Annotated in this window: 12 protein-coding genes; 9 read left to right on the plus strand and 3 right to left on the minus strand. The window is 39.8% G+C overall.

The window, feature by feature from the left end:
- Window positions 1–1132 precede the first annotated feature (1132 nt).
- Window positions 1133–3577: a ribonucleoside-diphosphate reductase subunit alpha gene (locus FDK13_RS21975; RefSeq protein ID WP_137342178.1), complete on the minus strand. Its 2445-nt coding sequence runs from the start codon at window positions 3575–3577 to the stop codon at window positions 1133–1135.
- Window positions 3578–4029: 452 nt separating this feature from the next.
- Between FDK13_RS21975 and FDK13_RS21980 the strand changes: the two genes are divergently transcribed.
- From FDK13_RS21980 to hemC, 7 genes are all read left to right on the plus strand, one after another.
- On the plus strand, window positions 4030–4944 hold the full coding sequence (locus tag FDK13_RS21980) for a sugar phosphate isomerase/epimerase family protein (RefSeq protein ID WP_137342179.1): 915 nt from the start codon (window positions 4030–4032) through the stop codon (window positions 4942–4944).
- A gap of 131 nt (window positions 4945–5075) precedes the next feature.
- The gene (locus tag FDK13_RS21985) at window positions 5076–5342 is read left to right on the plus strand and encodes a type B 50S ribosomal protein L31 (RefSeq protein WP_137342180.1); all 267 of its coding nucleotides are present in this window, start codon (window positions 5076–5078) and stop codon (window positions 5340–5342) included.
- Window positions 5343–5466: 124 nt separating this feature from the next.
- Window positions 5467–6657 (plus strand): putative sugar nucleotidyl transferase, encoded by a 1191-nt coding sequence (locus FDK13_RS21990; protein WP_137342181.1) that lies wholly within the window; start codon window positions 5467–5469, stop codon window positions 6655–6657.
- A gap of 38 nt (window positions 6658–6695) precedes the next feature.
- Window positions 6696–7814: a DNA polymerase III subunit delta' gene (gene holB / locus FDK13_RS21995; RefSeq protein ID WP_137342182.1), complete on the plus strand. Its 1119-nt coding sequence runs from the start codon at window positions 6696–6698 to the stop codon at window positions 7812–7814.
- The gene (locus tag FDK13_RS22000) at window positions 7811–8305 is read left to right on the plus strand and encodes an ATP-dependent zinc protease family protein (RefSeq protein WP_137342183.1); all 495 of its coding nucleotides are present in this window, start codon (window positions 7811–7813) and stop codon (window positions 8303–8305) included. Before holB ends, FDK13_RS22000 begins: the two co-directional genes overlap by 4 nt.
- Window positions 8306–8311: 6 nt before the next feature.
- Complete coding sequence (gene rimK, locus FDK13_RS22005) at window positions 8312–9214, plus strand: 30S ribosomal protein S6--L-glutamate ligase (protein WP_137342184.1); 903 nt, start codon at window positions 8312–8314, stop codon at window positions 9212–9214.
- A gap of 327 nt (window positions 9215–9541) precedes the next feature.
- Window positions 9542–10474: a hydroxymethylbilane synthase gene (gene hemC / locus FDK13_RS22010; RefSeq protein WP_137342185.1), complete on the plus strand. Its 933-nt coding sequence runs from the start codon at window positions 9542–9544 to the stop codon at window positions 10472–10474.
- Window positions 10475–10552: 78 nt separating this feature from the next.
- Here the strand turns inward: hemC and FDK13_RS22015 are convergent, their stop codons facing one another.
- On the minus strand, window positions 10553–13528 hold the full coding sequence (locus FDK13_RS22015; RefSeq protein ID WP_310588113.1) for a TonB-dependent receptor: 2976 nt from the start codon (window positions 13526–13528) through the stop codon (window positions 10553–10555).
- A gap of 376 nt (window positions 13529–13904) precedes the next feature.
- Here FDK13_RS22015 and FDK13_RS22020 point away from each other — a divergent pair, with 376 nt between their 5' ends.
- Both FDK13_RS22020 and FDK13_RS22025 read left to right on the plus strand, forming a co-directional pair.
- Window positions 13905–14975 (plus strand): sensor histidine kinase, encoded by a 1071-nt coding sequence (locus FDK13_RS22020; RefSeq protein ID WP_137342187.1) that lies wholly within the window; start codon window positions 13905–13907, stop codon window positions 14973–14975.
- Window positions 14972–15706: a LytR/AlgR family response regulator transcription factor gene (locus tag FDK13_RS22025; protein ID WP_137342188.1), complete on the plus strand. Its 735-nt coding sequence runs from the start codon at window positions 14972–14974 to the stop codon at window positions 15704–15706. The genes FDK13_RS22020 and FDK13_RS22025 overlap by 4 nt, the downstream gene beginning before the upstream one ends.
- Before the next feature lie 8 nt (window positions 15707–15714).
- Here the strand turns inward: FDK13_RS22025 and FDK13_RS22030 are convergent, their stop codons facing one another.
- Window positions 15715–16062, minus strand: a complete 348-nt coding sequence (locus tag FDK13_RS22030) for a type II toxin-antitoxin system VapC family toxin (RefSeq protein WP_229216156.1) — start codon at window positions 16060–16062, stop codon at window positions 15715–15717.
- Between the last annotated feature and the right edge of the window lie 70 nt (window positions 16063–16132).

Below are 16132 nucleotides of genomic sequence, written 5' to 3' on the forward strand. Positions count from 1 at the left end.
TGTAAATTTTTGTTTGTGGTAATCCCGAAAGATCCCACGTTATCTTCTTAAACGTACTATCTTCTTACTCTCTTCATCATGTCAAAGAACTCTGCTCCGTATCTTCCGAAACTCGTGGCGATGATCGTTCTCAGCGCCGTACTACCCGATTGGGAGTGCAAAGGTGCACCTCTTTTTTTTCTTACGCAAGTGCCAGGTCAAAGTATTTGCAATATTTTTTTACTTTATTTGGTAAGAAGCTGAATTTCAACGCGGTTCAAACGAAAGTTTTTTTAAGGTTTTTGGGAATAGAGGGGGTTRGAAAGCAAAACAGGCACGGAATGCGTCGTAAAGCGGGCGTTGGTTCCTYATAGRGGTACCCCAAAAAGAACTTCAATAGTGGATTGGSGKCAAGAAATAACCCAAGCGGCATGAATAGGTCATTTGACCCTTCGTTTTATACCTAGATATAAGGAGAGAGAAATGTGGTGTTCCGGGTTATAGGCTCCGGGTTATTCGTGAATTTTACCCTCCGCTACTTTTAAACCTATATATAACGAAAGAGAAAGTATCGTTCAGCTCCTTTGTTCAAGGATTGTGCACAGGAGGCTCACAAGGTGCCCGGGAAATCACGAGATCTGTTTCATGCTAGAAACAGGGAGCTCACAAGGAGCTCGATAATTCGGAATTGTTTGGAAGGGTAATAATACGATTAGCATCGAAGTAGGTTAAAAGTAAAACCCAAAAAGAAAAATACAGATAAAGCCTTTCTTATATTGGACTATCTCTTAAATTAAGTCTAACCTAATTGTCTTTGGGAGATTGGCTATCTCGTCTAAGACGAACTCTTTTATTTATATAATGATCGCCAATCATAATTATGAAAAGTAATAACCCAACCCACAATAGATTCTTACTGCCTGCCCAGTTTTTATAAGAGAATAGTGCCCCAAGTGCTAATAAGGATATCGTTGTGAGCATTAATACTGCCCGAAGAACTGTCATGTATGTTTTCATGATTTATGGCTAATTTTTATCCCCCCCAATGAAGAAGCTCGTCAGACTTTATACCTGATTATAACAACGCCCGTTAAAACAAAACGAGCTCTCAATTAAAACTGAGAGCCCGTTCATTATATTGTAATCCATCAGATCAAGACCCGCAAGCTTCACATCCTTCCGGATCATCCAGCGAGCACTGCATGTCCGAACGACTGTCACGGGCAGCAACTGGTTTTGTATGATCTTCTGCATACTGAACATAATTCAGTTCCTTTTCAGCTACCAATTCTGTAACTGGCTCGATCTGCGCTTCTGCCTGTTTACCCAAAGTAAATTGAACAGGAGCCGAAGCTGCACGAGTACGTAGATAATACATACCTGTTTTCAGTCCCTTTTTCCACGCATAAAAATGCATGGAAGTCAGCTTCCCAAAATTCGGCTCTTCAAGGAAAATATTAAGTGATTGTGACTGGCAAATAAATGCGCCGCGATCAGCCGACATATCAAGGATACTACGCTGCTTAATTTCCCAGGCCGTTTTGTACAGATCCTTAATATTTTGAGGAATATTTGGAATAGCCTGAACAGAACCGCTGGCACGAACAAGATTATTTTTCATTTCCTCATCCCAAAGACCAAGTCTTACCAGATCTTTCAACAGATACTTATTCACAACTACAAATTCCCCTGAAAGAACGCGTCTTACATATATATTGGAAGTGAATGGCTCAAAACATTCATTGTTGCCCAAAATCTGGCTCGTAGAAGCTGTTGGCATTGGAGCAAGCAATAAAGAATTTCTTACACCATTCTGAATAACAGCTTTTCTCAATTTCTCCCAATCCCAACGCTGACTGTCGGGTTTCACACCCCACATATCAAATTGGAAAATACCCTGTGAAATTGGACTTCCTTCCCAGGTTTGGTATGTACCATGAAGTTTTGCCAATTCCATGGAAGATTCCATCGCACCGTAATAAATGGTTTCGAAGATATCTTTGTTTAATTGACGCGCTTCATCCGAATCAAAAGGCATACGCATCATGCAGAAGGCATCTGCTAATCCCTGGATACCGATACCAATCGGGCGGTGTCTTTTGTTACTATTTTCAGCTTCCGGAACAGGATAATAATTAAGATCAATGATCTTGTTCAGGTTGCGGGTAATCACTTTCGTGATCTCATATAATTTCTGATGATCAAAACGATAAAAACCGTCTGCCTGCATTTCCACAAATTTCGGCAATGCGATCGAAGCCAGGTTACAAACCGCTACTTCATCAGGAGCAGTATACTCCATGATTTCTGTACAAAGGTTTGAAGACTTAATCGTTCCCAGGTTTTTCTGGTTTGATTTAGAATTCGCGTGATCTTTGTACAACATATATGGTGTACCTGTTTCAATTTGCGATTCAAGAATAGCAAACCAAAGATCCTGCGCTTTTATCGTTTTACGTGCTTTTCCTTCAAGCTCATATTTTTCATAAAGCTTTACAAATTCCTCACTATGCGTATCAGCAAGTCCCGGGCATTCATGAGGACAGAATAATGACCAGGTATCATTTGCCTCCACACGCTTCATGAACAAATCAGGAATCCACATAGCATAGAAAAGATCACGTGCACGCTGTTCTTCCTTACCATGATTTTTTCTCAAATCAAGGAAATCGAAAACATCTGCGTGCCAAGGTTCCATATATATAGCAAAAGAACCTTTGCGTTTTCCACCGCCCTGATCTACATAACGAGCCGTGTCATTAAATACCCGAAGCATAGGGACAATACCGTTGGACATTCCATTGGTACCTTTAATATAAGAACCGGTTGCGCGAACGTTATGTATGCTTAAACCAATACCGCCGGCGGACTGTGAAATTAATGCACATTGCTTCAAAGTATCATAAATACCGTTGATGCTATCCTCTTTCATCGTCAAAAGGAAACATGAAGACATTTGCGGCTTCGGTGTTCCTGCATTGAATAAAGTAGGTGTGGCGTGGGTAAACCATTTTTCGGACAACAAATGATAAGTTTCAACCGCAGCCTGAACATCTTCCTGGTGAATGCCGATCGCAACGCGCATCAGCATTTGTTGGGGACGTTCTACGATTTTACCGTCTACCTTTAATAAGTAAGATTTTTCAAGTGTTTTGTAACCAAAATAGTCATAAGCATAATCTCTGTCATATATAATAGTAGAATCAAGCAAAGATGCATTCTGGCGGATCACTTCATAAACTTCCTTTGAAATTAGTGAAGCATTTTCACCCGTTTTCCCGTCTACGTAAGTGTAAAGGCGTTTCATTGTTGCCGAAAACGACTTCAATGTGTTTTTATGAAGATTTGAGATCGCAATACGGGCAGCTAAAATAGCATAATCCGGATGCTTGGTAGTCATGGAAGCGGCTGTTTCAGCGGCAAGGTTATCCAGTTCGGCAGTAGTAACGCCGTCATAAATTCCGGATACAACCTTTTTTGCTACCTCTATCGGCTGGATGTAATTATTATCGAGGCCATAGCTCAGCTTCTCAATACGGGCAGTCACTTTGTCGAATTTTACCGACTCACGGCGACCGTCACGCTTTATTACGTACATAGACATGTGAATTATTTTCTGAGGTGAAAGATTTAAAGTTGTTAATGAGTCTTATGGAGGAGATGGTAAAAATTTCTTTGAAATAACTCAAAATAAATCGAAAGTGCAACTCTGAAATACGCTTTTTAAAGCACAAATTTCAATAGGTTAATTTATCAAATTGTTAAGATTCTCGTAACAAGTGATTTAAGAAAAAAAATAAGCACAAAAGATTTTTACAAAATTTTTCTTTTCAATTTTCAAAAAAAATTGACAACTTTTTTTTCATTACTAACACATAAATAGGAAATATAAATCATAATAACAATTGATATTCAGTAAATTATACAAAATTTATTTTATGGTAAAATTTAAAATTTGTAAACTTTTTCAAAAATGAGGGTATATTTCTCTACACATTACTTTAACTATTTTATTCAAATCTATTTTTCAACAACTGCAAATTTAGCCTCATGAACAAGCCTTTTAAGCATCAGTCAAGAAGAACATTTTTGAAACAAACCGCTGGTTTATCCGCAGGTTTTGCAATAGGAGCAGAAACGCTTGTACATGCCGCAGATTTTGACAACAATCTGTCCAAATTTTCATTACCCCTGGGTGTTTATGCATCTTATGAAAAAGCAGACTTACTTAAACAGTATGGCTGTTCTTATATAGAAGAATCTGTCGGCGGATTTCTTATTCCCAAAGACGGCGATATGCAGTATGCCAAAAATCTTCAGCAATTAAAAGATGACAAGTTCCCAATCCGTTCTTATGTGATCCTTTTGCCCGGACAACTAAAAACTTTGGGGCCGGACGCTAACCATGAAGCCATTTTACAACGGACAGATCTAGCCCTGAAAAGAGCACAGGAATGCGGATCAAAATATATTGTTTTTGGCAGCGGCGCATCCAGGATAATTCCGGAAGGATTTGACCGGGATAAAGCGAAAGCACAACATATAGAATTAAGTAAAAAAATGGCCCCGCTTGCTGAAAAATATGGTGTAAAGATTGCGCTTGAACCTCTTAACCGGGGAGAAACCAATTTTATAAATAGTTTAGCCGAAGGCGTTGAAATAATTGATGCAGTTAACAGCCCGTCTTTTCAACTGCTTTGTGACATCTTCCATATGTCAAAAGAAGATGAGTCAGCCGACCAGATTGTTAAGTTCGGCAAACATATTGTTCACTGCCATATTGCTGAAAAAAAGGACCGCACGCCCCCCGGAGTTGCCGGAGATGATTTCAGACCCTATTTAAGTGCTTTGAAAAAAATAAAATATAAAGGAGGACTTTCCATAGAATGTTTCGTGTATCAGGATTTCGATAGTCAGTCTAAAAAAGGCATTGAGGTACTACAAAGGCAGATTAGCGAAGTCTGATTTTGAACAATTTAGACCCATCGCGTAGATATTGAGAAAGATAACTCAGATTTACTTGGTTTAATAGATAAGAATTTTTACTTTTGCAATCCTTTTTGAGAATTGTATCGAACACATAATTGCATATACAAATGAGAAATGATATTCATCCCAATTACAGAGAAGTAGTATTCTGGGATTTATCCAGTGACTTTAAATTTATTACACGCTCGACAATCGAAACCAGCGAAAACATTACCTGGGAAGATGGAACAGTTTATCCTGTTTACAAAGTTGAGGTTTCTTCTAAGTCTCACCCATTCTACACAGGTAAAAATGTACTTGTTGATACTGCGGGACGTGTTGATAAATTCAGAAAACGTTACGGTACAAAAGAAACTACTGAAGCTGAAGCTTAATTTTTATTAAAGATTAAGTGCTTTAAAGAAAGCAGTCTCTAAGCGAAAGCTTCAGAGACTGCTTTCTTTTTTTGTCCGTAACGAAAAAATGGCCGAACTTTGGTGATACATACTAAAACTGAATATGCGTAGTATCATTTTGTTCGACGATCCAACAATCCGGTTACAATTATTACCCTTTACATACACAAGGCCGGTTGCAGGAATCCGTTGTGGTATTTGGACTATCGCTGAAAAATGGAGTAAGTGGCTCAAAAGCGAGATTTCATATCAGACTGAATCCCATCTTAGACATCGCTTCCCGCTTATAAAGTCCGAAGACAATTTTTATATTAACGGGGCACTTTGTCCGGACGCTTCACTAATTGAAGCGATTGAAAAACTTTCTCCCGAATCTGTCCTTTTATCAAAAGAAAACGAAATTCTTGCAGTAAGAACATCTTCTCCTGACTGGACTCCGGCAGCTAATTCCATAATATTGGATAAGCATTATTATGAAGAACCAATCATTCTTATCCGCCAGGTTTGGGATATATTTCTAAATAACGGCGCGCAGATAAAAGCTGATTTTGCCAAAATTACGGCAGCAAAACAATCAGCAAAACTGACTGACCCTTTCACGTTTTGCTATAATCCCGAAAACATATTTATAGAAGAAGGAGCCCTAATCAAAGCTGCGATTTTAAATGCAGAGAACGGGCCGATCTATATTGGAAAAAATGCGTCCATTCAGGAGGGCGCTATCATTCAGGGACCTTTTGCGATTGGAGAAAGTTCGGTTTTGGCACAAGGAGCAAAAATCCGGCCGAATACTACTGTCGGACCTTTTTGCAAAGTTGGCGGCGAAGTGAGTAACTGTGTTATCTTTGGGTATAGTAACAAAGGCCATGATGGGTATTTGGGAAATTCAGTATTGGGCGAATGGTGTAACCTGGGCGCGAATACAAATAACTCAAATTTGAAAAATGATCATACCGCGGTAAAACTGCACAGCTATATTACAGGAAAACCGGAAAGTACCGGTTTACTTTTCTGCGGATTATTTATGGGCGATTATTCCAAAGCCGGAATTTCAACCATGTTTAATACCGGAACCGTTGTTGGTGTAAGTGTAAATGTTTTCGGAGCCGGATTTCAATCCAAACATATTCCTTCGTTTTCCTGGGGTGGGAATGCAGAAGGATTTACCGAATACCGTTTTGAAAAAGCAATCGCAGTTGCCAAAGATACGGTCAGCCGGCGAGGTATTAAATTTGACGAAACAGATGAAAAAATAGTGAAACAGGTTTTTGATCAAACAAAAAACCAGCGTTAACATTATTAAATAAAGAAATAGATTAACTAAAATCCAACGTGCTTTTTAAAGATATTCCAGGACTGGCGCCAATTAAATCAACACTGATCCGTTCTGTGCAAACAAGCCATCTTGCTCACGCACTGTTGTTCGACGGTGCAAACGGCGGCGGCGGCTTAGCTTTGGCACTGGCATTTGCTACCTATATAAATTGTGAAAACCGGAGTGAGGAAGATGCCTGCGGCGTTTGTGCGTCGTGTGCAAAAATGAACAAATTAATCCATCCGGATTTTCATTCCATTTTCCCGATTGCTACTTCTAAAAAAGTTAGTGGAAATACCAGCGAAGCATTTTTACCACTTTGGAGGACATTTCTGCTGGAAACGCCATATCGGGTTTTGCCAGAATGGCTGGATTTTATTACTGCTGAAAACAAGCAGGGAAACATTTCAGTGGAAGAAGCCAGAGGAATCCTGAAAAAACTTTCAGTTAAATCTTACGAGGGGGAATATAAAATTCTCTTAATATGGAAGCCGGAGATCATGAATGCATCTTCGGCAAATGCTTTGCTGAAAATTCTGGAAGAACCGCCTTATAAAACACTTTTTTTACTGGTAAGTGATCAATCCGACAGATTGATCACTACTATAATTTCAAGAACACAACGTGTTGCCGTACCTGCTTTTTCTGATGAAGAAGTCCGTCAATTTTTAAAACAACAAGCTGTCAGTGAGACCGTAGCAAACCAGATTGCCTATCTTTGTGATGGGAATTTATCGGAGGCACTTCGCCTCGTCAATGAAACTTCAGATGACCGTTCAGCATGGTTTGCAGAATGGATGCGGTATTGTTATAAATATGATGTCGCGAGCCTTGTAAAGCTGGCGGATGCCTTTGACGGTATGAATAAAGAAAAGCAAAAAGGGCTTTTCGAATATGCTTTACGGCTTTTCCGTGATATGCTGGTATGGAGCCAGGGAGCGGTCGAACTGTTGCGGGTTCCGCAGGAAGAACTTACTTTCGTGCAGAATTTTTCAAAAGCAGTTAATTTCGACGCTTTGGAAAATATGGTTCAGGAAGTGAACGTTGCTTATTACCACATAGAACGAAACGTACGGGCGAAAATGGTTTTCCTTGATTTGTCATTAACCATTGCGCCATTTTTTCAACGCAGATGAAGAAAAAAATTGAGCTTATCGGCGCAACCGATATTGTAGATTTACCAGAACTTGGCTGGTACCATGTTCCCGTCCGTGTTGATTCGGGAGCAACTACTTCGGCAATTCACTGTGCACGCGTAAAGCTTATTAAAGAAGGTGAGCATGAAAGATTATGTTTTTACCTTGATGTAAAAAAAGGTGCGCCGGAACAATCCTATACCGTGAGCGATTTCAAAGAAACCGTTGTCAGAAATTCTTCCGGAAAGGAAGAAAAAAGATATGTGATCAAAACACAGATCACTATTTTCGGCCGGAAAATACGTACTGAGTTTTCACTGGCGAACCGTAAAAAAATGAGCTATCCAATTCTTCTTGGACGTAAATTATTAAAAGGACGTTTTTTGATTGATGTTTCAAAAAAAGATCTTTCGGCCAAACAAAATGCTGACAAAATCAGACATAAAAAGAATCCTGATTCTGAGGCCAACCCTACTCGTTTAATCCACTAGATTTATATGAAAATCGCCGTATTATCCACCAATCCTGACCTTTACTCAACGAAGCGTCTGGTGGAGGCAATCAAACAGAAAGGTCACCAGGCTGTGGTTATTGACCACGTCAAGTGCTTTGTCATGATTGAAGGAGGAAAACCAACTGTTGTTTATAAAGGAAAAGCGGTAAAGGGAATTGACGCGATCATTCCAAGAATCGGGACTTCAGTGAATGCTTTTGGCTGTGCTGTTGTGAGACAGTTTGAATTGATGAAAGTTTTTACAACCGTAAAATCACAAGCAATTTTACGGTCACGGGATAAATTGCGCAGTATGCAGGTACTTGCAAAATCGGGTGTGGATATTCCAAAAACTGTTTTTGCCAAAAATCCGGCGCAGGTTACCGAGCTGATTAATATGGTTGGCGGACCACCGGTTGTTATTAAATTGCTGGAAGGAACGCAGGGAGTTGGCGTAGTACTGGCCGAAACTACCAAGGCAGCCAAATCCACAATTGAAGCTTTTTACGGTTTACGCGCCAATTTCCTTATCCAGGAATTTATCGCTGAATCCAAAGGCGCAGATATCCGCGCTTTTGTTATTGGTAATAAGGTCGTCGCAGCAATGAAACGTCAGGGGCATGAAGGTGATTTCCGTTCCAATCTGCACCGCGGCGGCGAAGGTTTTGCCGTAGAATTATCCCCGGAAGAAGAACGCACCGCTATCGCAGCTGCCAAAGCTTTGGGTGTCAGAATTGCAGGCGTTGATTTATTACAATCCGAACGCGGACCGTTGGTAATGGAAGTAAATTCTTCACCCGGACTAAAAGGAATTGAAGATATCAGCGGGATTGATATTGCCTCTTTGATTGTTGCTTATATTGAAGAAAAAATAGTTACAGATGAAGGAGATACGGTTGGGGTTTAGAAAATTAAATATTGCTGTCAAATTGTGACCAATTTTAGTACCGCACTGTATCTTTGTATTTCTTTTTTGGAACGCATAAAGAATACGATCAAATAACGGTAGGTTATGATAGCTCCAATAAAAAATGATGAACAATACGAGCAATCGTTAAAAAGAATATATTCTTTAATGTAATTGGAAATCATTCCCGACTCAGCAGAATTGGATGAACTGGAAATTTTGTCAATTGTTGTAAAGGATTATAAAAATGTTCATTTTCCAATTTCGAAACCAATAGAGAATTAACTTATAAGCGCTAATAGCCAAAAGCTAACAGCTATATAAATCATGCATATTAAAATAGGAACACGCGGTAGTAAATTAGCTCTTTGGCAGGCATATTATGTTCAAAACCTGCTTCAAAAAGGTGGAGTGGCTACCGAAATTGTAATCATTGAAACAAAAGGTGATAAAATCCTGGATCGTTCTTTATCCAAAATCGGAAGTAAAGGCGTTTTCACCCAGGAACTGGAAGATCAGCTGAGAAGCGGTGATATTGATATTGCAGTTCACAGTGCAAAGGATTTGCAATCGCATCTGGATGATGATTTCGAATTGATCGCCTTCACTGAAAGAGAACATGCGAACGATGTTTTGGTAAGTCATAATACTGATCTTTCTCTTGGCAGCGGAGAATCTTTTGTTGTAGGAACTTCTTCCACCCGAAGAATTGCCATTTTGAAACATTATTATCCGCATATCAAAATCGTAGATATGCGTGGCAATTTGCAAACCCGTTTTCGTAAACTCGAAGAAGGACAATGTGATGCTTTGCTCTTAGCGTATGCAGGAGTTCATCGCATGGAGTATGACGAATCAATTGCTGAACATTTGTTACTCGACGAATTCACACCTGCCGTCGGACAAGGAAGTGTGGCTATTGAAAATTCAGTTTCTCTGTCACAGGATAAAAAGGATACCCTGAAAAAATTGCTTAATCACGAACAGACAGAAATCTGTTTAAGAACAGAAAGAGCATTTTTAAAACGTTTACAAGGTGGTTGCAGTATTCCCGTTTTCGCCTTGGCGATTTTAAATCATGATGAAATTACAATTTCCGGCGGTATCATAAGTCTGGATGGCCAGGAATTAATTCGTCGTTCAGAAAGTGGGTCAACTGCATTTCCGGAGGAACTCGGCACCGCGCTGGCGGATGAATTACTGGAAGCAGGAGCTGACCGCATTTTAAAAGATATCAAAACCCAGAACGGTACTTTATAATTTTTATCGTTTTTAATAAAAAGCAAAAATCCCCGTCTGCGTATAGCAAACGGGGATTTTTTTCATGAAGAGCCGATTCTAGTTTTTAATCGGAGGAACAGTTTCTGCGGGTTTTTTTGTACTATCTGCCGGCGTTGCAGGAACAATAACTGCCGGTTTTTTCTGCGTACTATCTGTTGTTCCGGCTGGAATTACTATTTCCGGTTTCTTTTCAGAAGTACTGTCCGCTGGCGTTGCAGGACTGGTAATAACCGGTTTTACAATTGTGCTGTCCATTTTACCCATCGTGCCATCCGATTTTGGTAGTAAATCCATACCTGCCGGTCTTGCTGAAGTGCTGTCAATTGCTCCTGAAGGCCTAATGCCCATTTTGCGTGAAGTACTATCCGCAGCTGTTTTAGTAGCCATACCAGCTTGTCCTTGTGGACGGTTAAAACCACCTTGCGTACGACCACCTGTTGCTCCCGGCGTGATAGTCGGCGTAGCTGCCGGAGCTGCTTGTTGAGTCTGGGCACCACCACCATCATTTCCACCACCATCACTTTTCTGGTCATCGTTACTAACAGATTTCCTTTTGCGTGGTTTAGTTTCAACAAAAGTCATTTTACCAAAACGGTATGAGAAGTTAAGGCGGAAACCACGATTATATCGATACATGGTACTAACCTGATCAAATGTTGCGGACGACAGATCCGTTTTCATTTTAAGCGCACTGGTCAGGAAGTTCTCCATGGCCAAACCCAAGCTTCCTCTTTTATTTTTGAAATCTTTCTTGATACCAAGATCATACATTCTGAAACCACCGGCCGAACCTTGCAGCTGCACTTCTTTTCCTCTTGCAAATCCTCCACCCTGGATTCCCCAGCCACCTTTCAAAGTAACACCGGTACGAAAACGTCCACTTACAACTACGCCACTGTTATGCGATTGAAGTGCGACAACAGGACTATTATTTTTCAGGTTTACATAATATGCGTCAAGACCTCCACCAACGGACCAGATTTTAAATAGTGTAATGTTACCGAAGATATTTCCACCGTAGTTTTGCTTCGCTCCAATGTTTCCGTAAGTCGTTGTGATTACGCCGGTTTCGCTGGTTGTACGAATATTTTCAATCGATCCGTTCGTGAAACGGGCGAAAGTAGAGACATTGAAATATAAACTATTTTTGAAGAAACTTGTTCCCAATTCGATCTGATCTGTCAATTCAGGTTTAAGATTTGGATTTCCTCTCGTAATATTCTGCGGGTTTACTGCATTGGTATTTGGATTCAGGAACTGAATTCCCGGACGCTGTAAACGACGGTTATAACCTAATTTGATAGTTTGTCCTTTTCCAAAAGTTTTAGAAATATTCAAACTTGGCACCAAATTACCATAAGAAGGCAAGTTAAGATTTCCACCTTCTGCCTGTTTTGCATCGATGGTTGTATATTCATAACGTGCCCCCCCCTTAACTGTGAATTTACTTTTAGTGGTAAGGGTATAAGATGCATATCCGGCCCCTACATTCTGATCGTAGTTAAGGCTACTAATTGAATCTTGTACGTTATTGGTAAAATAATTGTAATTACTGATCACCTGACGGAAAATTCCTTTTCCTCCAACTTCCAGCAACTGATTATTTTTAATCGGGGTAGCATAATCGATCTGGATTGTGCTTTCCTGGTTTGAGCTCTTGTTGTTATTTCCTGACTGGCCTACAACCTCACCAATTACATTGTTGTTATAAGAATAAAGATCCGCGTCGTAATCGTTCGTCCGGTTATTGCGGCTGAACTGACCAAGAATACTTAATTCCTGCTGTGGTTTGCTTAATGTTTTGATATAATCAACATTAATATCCCATGTTCCAGACAAATCTTTAACGTTAACATCACGGTAAGAAGATTTCGTAACACTACCCTGTGTATTATTTGTCAAAATAGTTTGCGGCGTAAGTGCATTTCTTAAACCATAACGAATACCAGCTGAAATTGTCGTGTTCTTATCAATTTCATAATCCATTCCCAAGTTGTAAGAACCAAAAGCACCGTTATTTTTAGATTTTGTGATTTGTGAAACTGAGAAACCATCACCCGTTTGCAAGTTATCCGTTCTTCCCGGCTGGTGATAGTTGAATCGACCAAAACCTCCCAAGCTAAAACCAAGTTTTCCTGTGCGATAATTTCCTCTTAAACCTAAATTCGAACCACGGTTACCAACACCAGTATCCAGATTCAACGTTCCCCCCTGTATCGTACTCTTTTTTGTAATAATGTTAATGATACCGCCAGAACCTTCCGCATCATATTTTGCTGACGGCGAAGTAATTACTTCCACCGACTTGATCATATCTGCAGGAATTTGTTTCAAAGCATCCGCAACACTGGTTGCAACCATCGTTGACGGCTTATTATTGATCAAAACGCGCACGTTTGAGTTTCCCCTAAGCGAAACGTTTCCATCCAAATCCACAGTCAGCATTGGCACTTTACGCATTACATCGCTTGCGTCACCACCTTTACTTGTAATATCCTTTTCAGCATTGTAAACCAGACGGTCCACTTTTTCCTCGATCATTTGCGCCATACCTACAACCTGAACCTCATTCAGCTGAACGATGTCCGGTGAAAGTACGATCGAGCCAAGATCAAGCTCCGTTTTCTTGTCAATCTTCACACCTTTAATCGTTTTTGTTTTATACCCGATAAAAGAAATCAAAATCTTGAAATTTCCGGAAGCAACCTTGGTCATGCTGAAAACCCCTTTTTCATCAGTAGTAGTACCATCGACAGGCGTATTTGTTTTGTCGTCGATAAGCGCCAATGCTGCAAATTCGACAGGACTTTTAGTAAGAGAATCCAGCAAAATCCCTTTTATTTTTCCATTTCCTTTTGGTGCATCATCAAGTGTTCCCGGAATAGCCGCTTTTTGTCTGTCGCCTCCGCGTTGAAAATCACCGCCACCTCCGCCTGGACGGCCTCCGCCACCTCCACCGCCACCGCCAAACTGTGCAAATGCAGAAGTTGTCAGTCCAAGGATCAGTGCTAGTAATGTAAATCGTTTCTTCATGTTCATGGTTATTGGGGCAATATATCGTGTATAAATCAAGTTCAAAATAAGTAGCTATTAAACTGTAAAAAAAAGGCAATAGATGGAAAGGTAGGTAACACCGATCAAAAGGCATTTCTGGCCGATGAGAGGGAATCGAATACCACTGACTTATAGGGAATATTACACAAACCCCTGTTTTTCATATATATTAAATAACTATTCCAGTATTTCATTTCCCCATTTAATGATTTTACGGAATACACTCGTAGACGCTCTTAGCCTAACCGTCGATTTATAACTTACTTTGATCGATTGGACTAGGCACTTTGATATTTTCACAGTAAGATTGTATCGTGATCGAATGGTTTAATCAGCGTTGAATAAAAATACATGCATGGATACTCCCACAGTTAAAAAATATCCTCCGTTTTTTTTACACCTTTTGGGTTGGAGCTTTCTGGCCTTGTTTCTCATGTGGCAGCCGCTAAGCTGGCAAATTCAGTTTCCTAGTTCATTCTGGATCAAACAGGCGGTTTTATTTTCGCTACTGATTACTATATTTTATCTGAATGTATATTTCTGGTTTCCCCGATTTCTGGCTAAAAACCGTTATTGGCGCTTTATATTATTCAATATTGTATCTGTGCTTTTGCTGGCTGTGATGATGGAGCAGGTGAAAATTTATATTAATCATTCCGAACAAATGGACCGCGCCTTCAAATTGGCACGGGAAGCGAACGGGGATAAAAAATCACACGACAGGCTTGACTATTTTTCAATGCTTACGGCACTGATCATCATTGGTATCAGCACCAGTGTGGCTGCTGTGCAAAATGCGGAGCGCGATAAACAATACAGACAAAATCTTGAACAGGAAAAAATAAATTCAGAATTATCGTTTCTGAAAGCGCAGATCAATCCGCATTTTTTCTTTAATACATTAAACAATATATACGCACTAACAGTTATTGATGTAGAGGCAGCCCGGGAAGCGCTGCACAAACTTTCCCGGATGATGCGTTATGTACTTTATGAAACCCAGCATGGTACGGTTTTACTTAGTCAGGAAATCGCTTTTGCCCAGGATTATATTCAACTGATGCAGCTCAGACTTACAGATAAAGTTAGTGTAAATTTAGAACCTCCTGTCCCTTTACATGATGTTTCAATAGCGCCAATGCTGTTTTTGCCTTTTATTGAAAATGCCTTTAAACATGGTGTGAGTGCGGTTCAGCCAAGTAATATTGATATTAAAATATGGCAGGAAGGCCAAAAAGTTTATATCGATGTTCGGAATACTTTATTTACTGAAAAAAGAACATTGCTGGATGACAGTAACGGAATCGGGCTTACCAACACGCAGAGGAGACTGGATTTACTTTATCCTGGAAAATACCAGCTGGACGTAAGCGAAAATACCAACGAAAAAGAATTTGAAGTACATCTGGAACTGCAAACTGCATGAGCGTATTACAATGCATCGCCGTAGATGATGAGCCTCTCGCGCTGGGTTTGGTTTGTGCTTTTATCAACAAAACACCATTTCTGAATCTGGCCGCCAAATATTCAAGTGCTGTGGAAGCGCTGGAAGCTATTCATGACCTATCGGTTGACCTGATATTTCTGGATATACAAATGCCGGATCTGACAGGAATTGAACTGGCGAGGATTATTGAAAAATCAGGAAATCAGGGACCGAGAATTATCTTTACTACTGCATTTAACCAATTTGCATTAGACGGTTTTCGCGTGGATGCGCTCGATTATTTGTTGAAGCCTTTCAATTATGAGGAATTTCTGAAAGCCGCTACGAAAGGAAAGGCTTATGTTGACCTTGTTCAACGGGCTGCCAATGGCTCAGCACCAGAAATGAGGGAAGATTATTTGTTTTTGAAAGTAGAATATCAGCTTGTCCGTATCGCTTACGACGATATTTTGTATGTTGAAGGTCTAAAAGATTATGTCAAGGTTATCTTAAAATCAGATACGAAACCAATTCTTTCGCTTACCAGCCTTAAAGCTTTGGAAGAAAAATTACCTCCAGCAAAATTCATGAGGGTACACCGGTCGTTTATCGTCAATCTTGATAAAATTGGGGCTGTTACCCGGAATACGATCCAAATTGGAACAGTAACCATTCCGGTGAGCGATCAGTATAAGGAGAATTTTAGTCAGTTTTTGAGTAAGTGGATGTGAGGATTAAATTACTTCTTCTTAATACTCGCCAAAAATTCATCCGGAGTCATTATTGGTAATTCAGATTCTTTAAAGTCTTTTGTGTTTCTTGTGATAATAATCTGACAATTAGCTTTCAAGGCACTTGAATATTGAATTGCATCTTCAAAGTCAGAAAAATTCGAATTTAATCCTTTTTCAATTATTTCATCGTCAAGCACTGCCACTTCTGAAATAATCTTAAATTTCCGAAGCTTATCAAGAACAATATCAACACTATCGATCTTAGTCAATAAGTAATTTATTGTCGTATAAGACAAAGCAGAAACAACCATTATTATTTCCCCCCTTATCTGCAAGCGAAGTAATTTTCGCAATCGAATTGTAAAATGGGAGCCTTTCAGACAGCAAATCCATCATTACATTTGTATCAAAGGAATAATTTAG

The organism is Dyadobacter frigoris (assembly GCF_005280585.1).
Classification (GTDB): domain Bacteria; phylum Bacteroidota; class Bacteroidia; order Cytophagales; family Spirosomataceae; genus Dyadobacter; species Dyadobacter frigoris.

Coding starts and splice junctions, on each gene's coding strand:
- FDK13_RS21975 (WP_137342178.1), bottom strand. CDS start 3,577: ATGTACGTAATAAAGCGTGACGGTCGCCGTGAGTCGGTAAAATTCGAC.
- FDK13_RS21980 (WP_137342179.1), top strand. CDS start 4,030: ATGAACAAGCCTTTTAAGCATCAGTCAAGAAGAACATTTTTGAAACAA.
- FDK13_RS21985 (WP_137342180.1), top strand. CDS start 5,076: ATGAGAAATGATATTCATCCCAATTACAGAGAAGTAGTATTCTGGGAT.
- FDK13_RS21990 (WP_137342181.1), top strand. CDS start 5,467: ATGCGTAGTATCATTTTGTTCGACGATCCAACAATCCGGTTACAATTA.
- FDK13_RS22000 (WP_137342183.1), top strand. CDS start 7,811: ATGAAGAAAAAAATTGAGCTTATCGGCGCAACCGATATTGTAGATTTA.
- rimK (WP_137342184.1), top strand. CDS start 8,312: ATGAAAATCGCCGTATTATCCACCAATCCTGACCTTTACTCAACGAAG.
- hemC (WP_137342185.1), top strand. CDS start 9,542: ATGCATATTAAAATAGGAACACGCGGTAGTAAATTAGCTCTTTGGCAG.
- FDK13_RS22015 (WP_310588113.1), bottom strand. CDS start 13,528: ATGAAGAAACGATTTACATTACTAGCACTGATCCTTGGACTGACAACT.
- FDK13_RS22020 (WP_137342187.1), top strand. CDS start 13,905: ATGGATACTCCCACAGTTAAAAAATATCCTCCGTTTTTTTTACACCTT.
- FDK13_RS22025 (WP_137342188.1), top strand. CDS start 14,972: ATGAGCGTATTACAATGCATCGCCGTAGATGATGAGCCTCTCGCGCTG.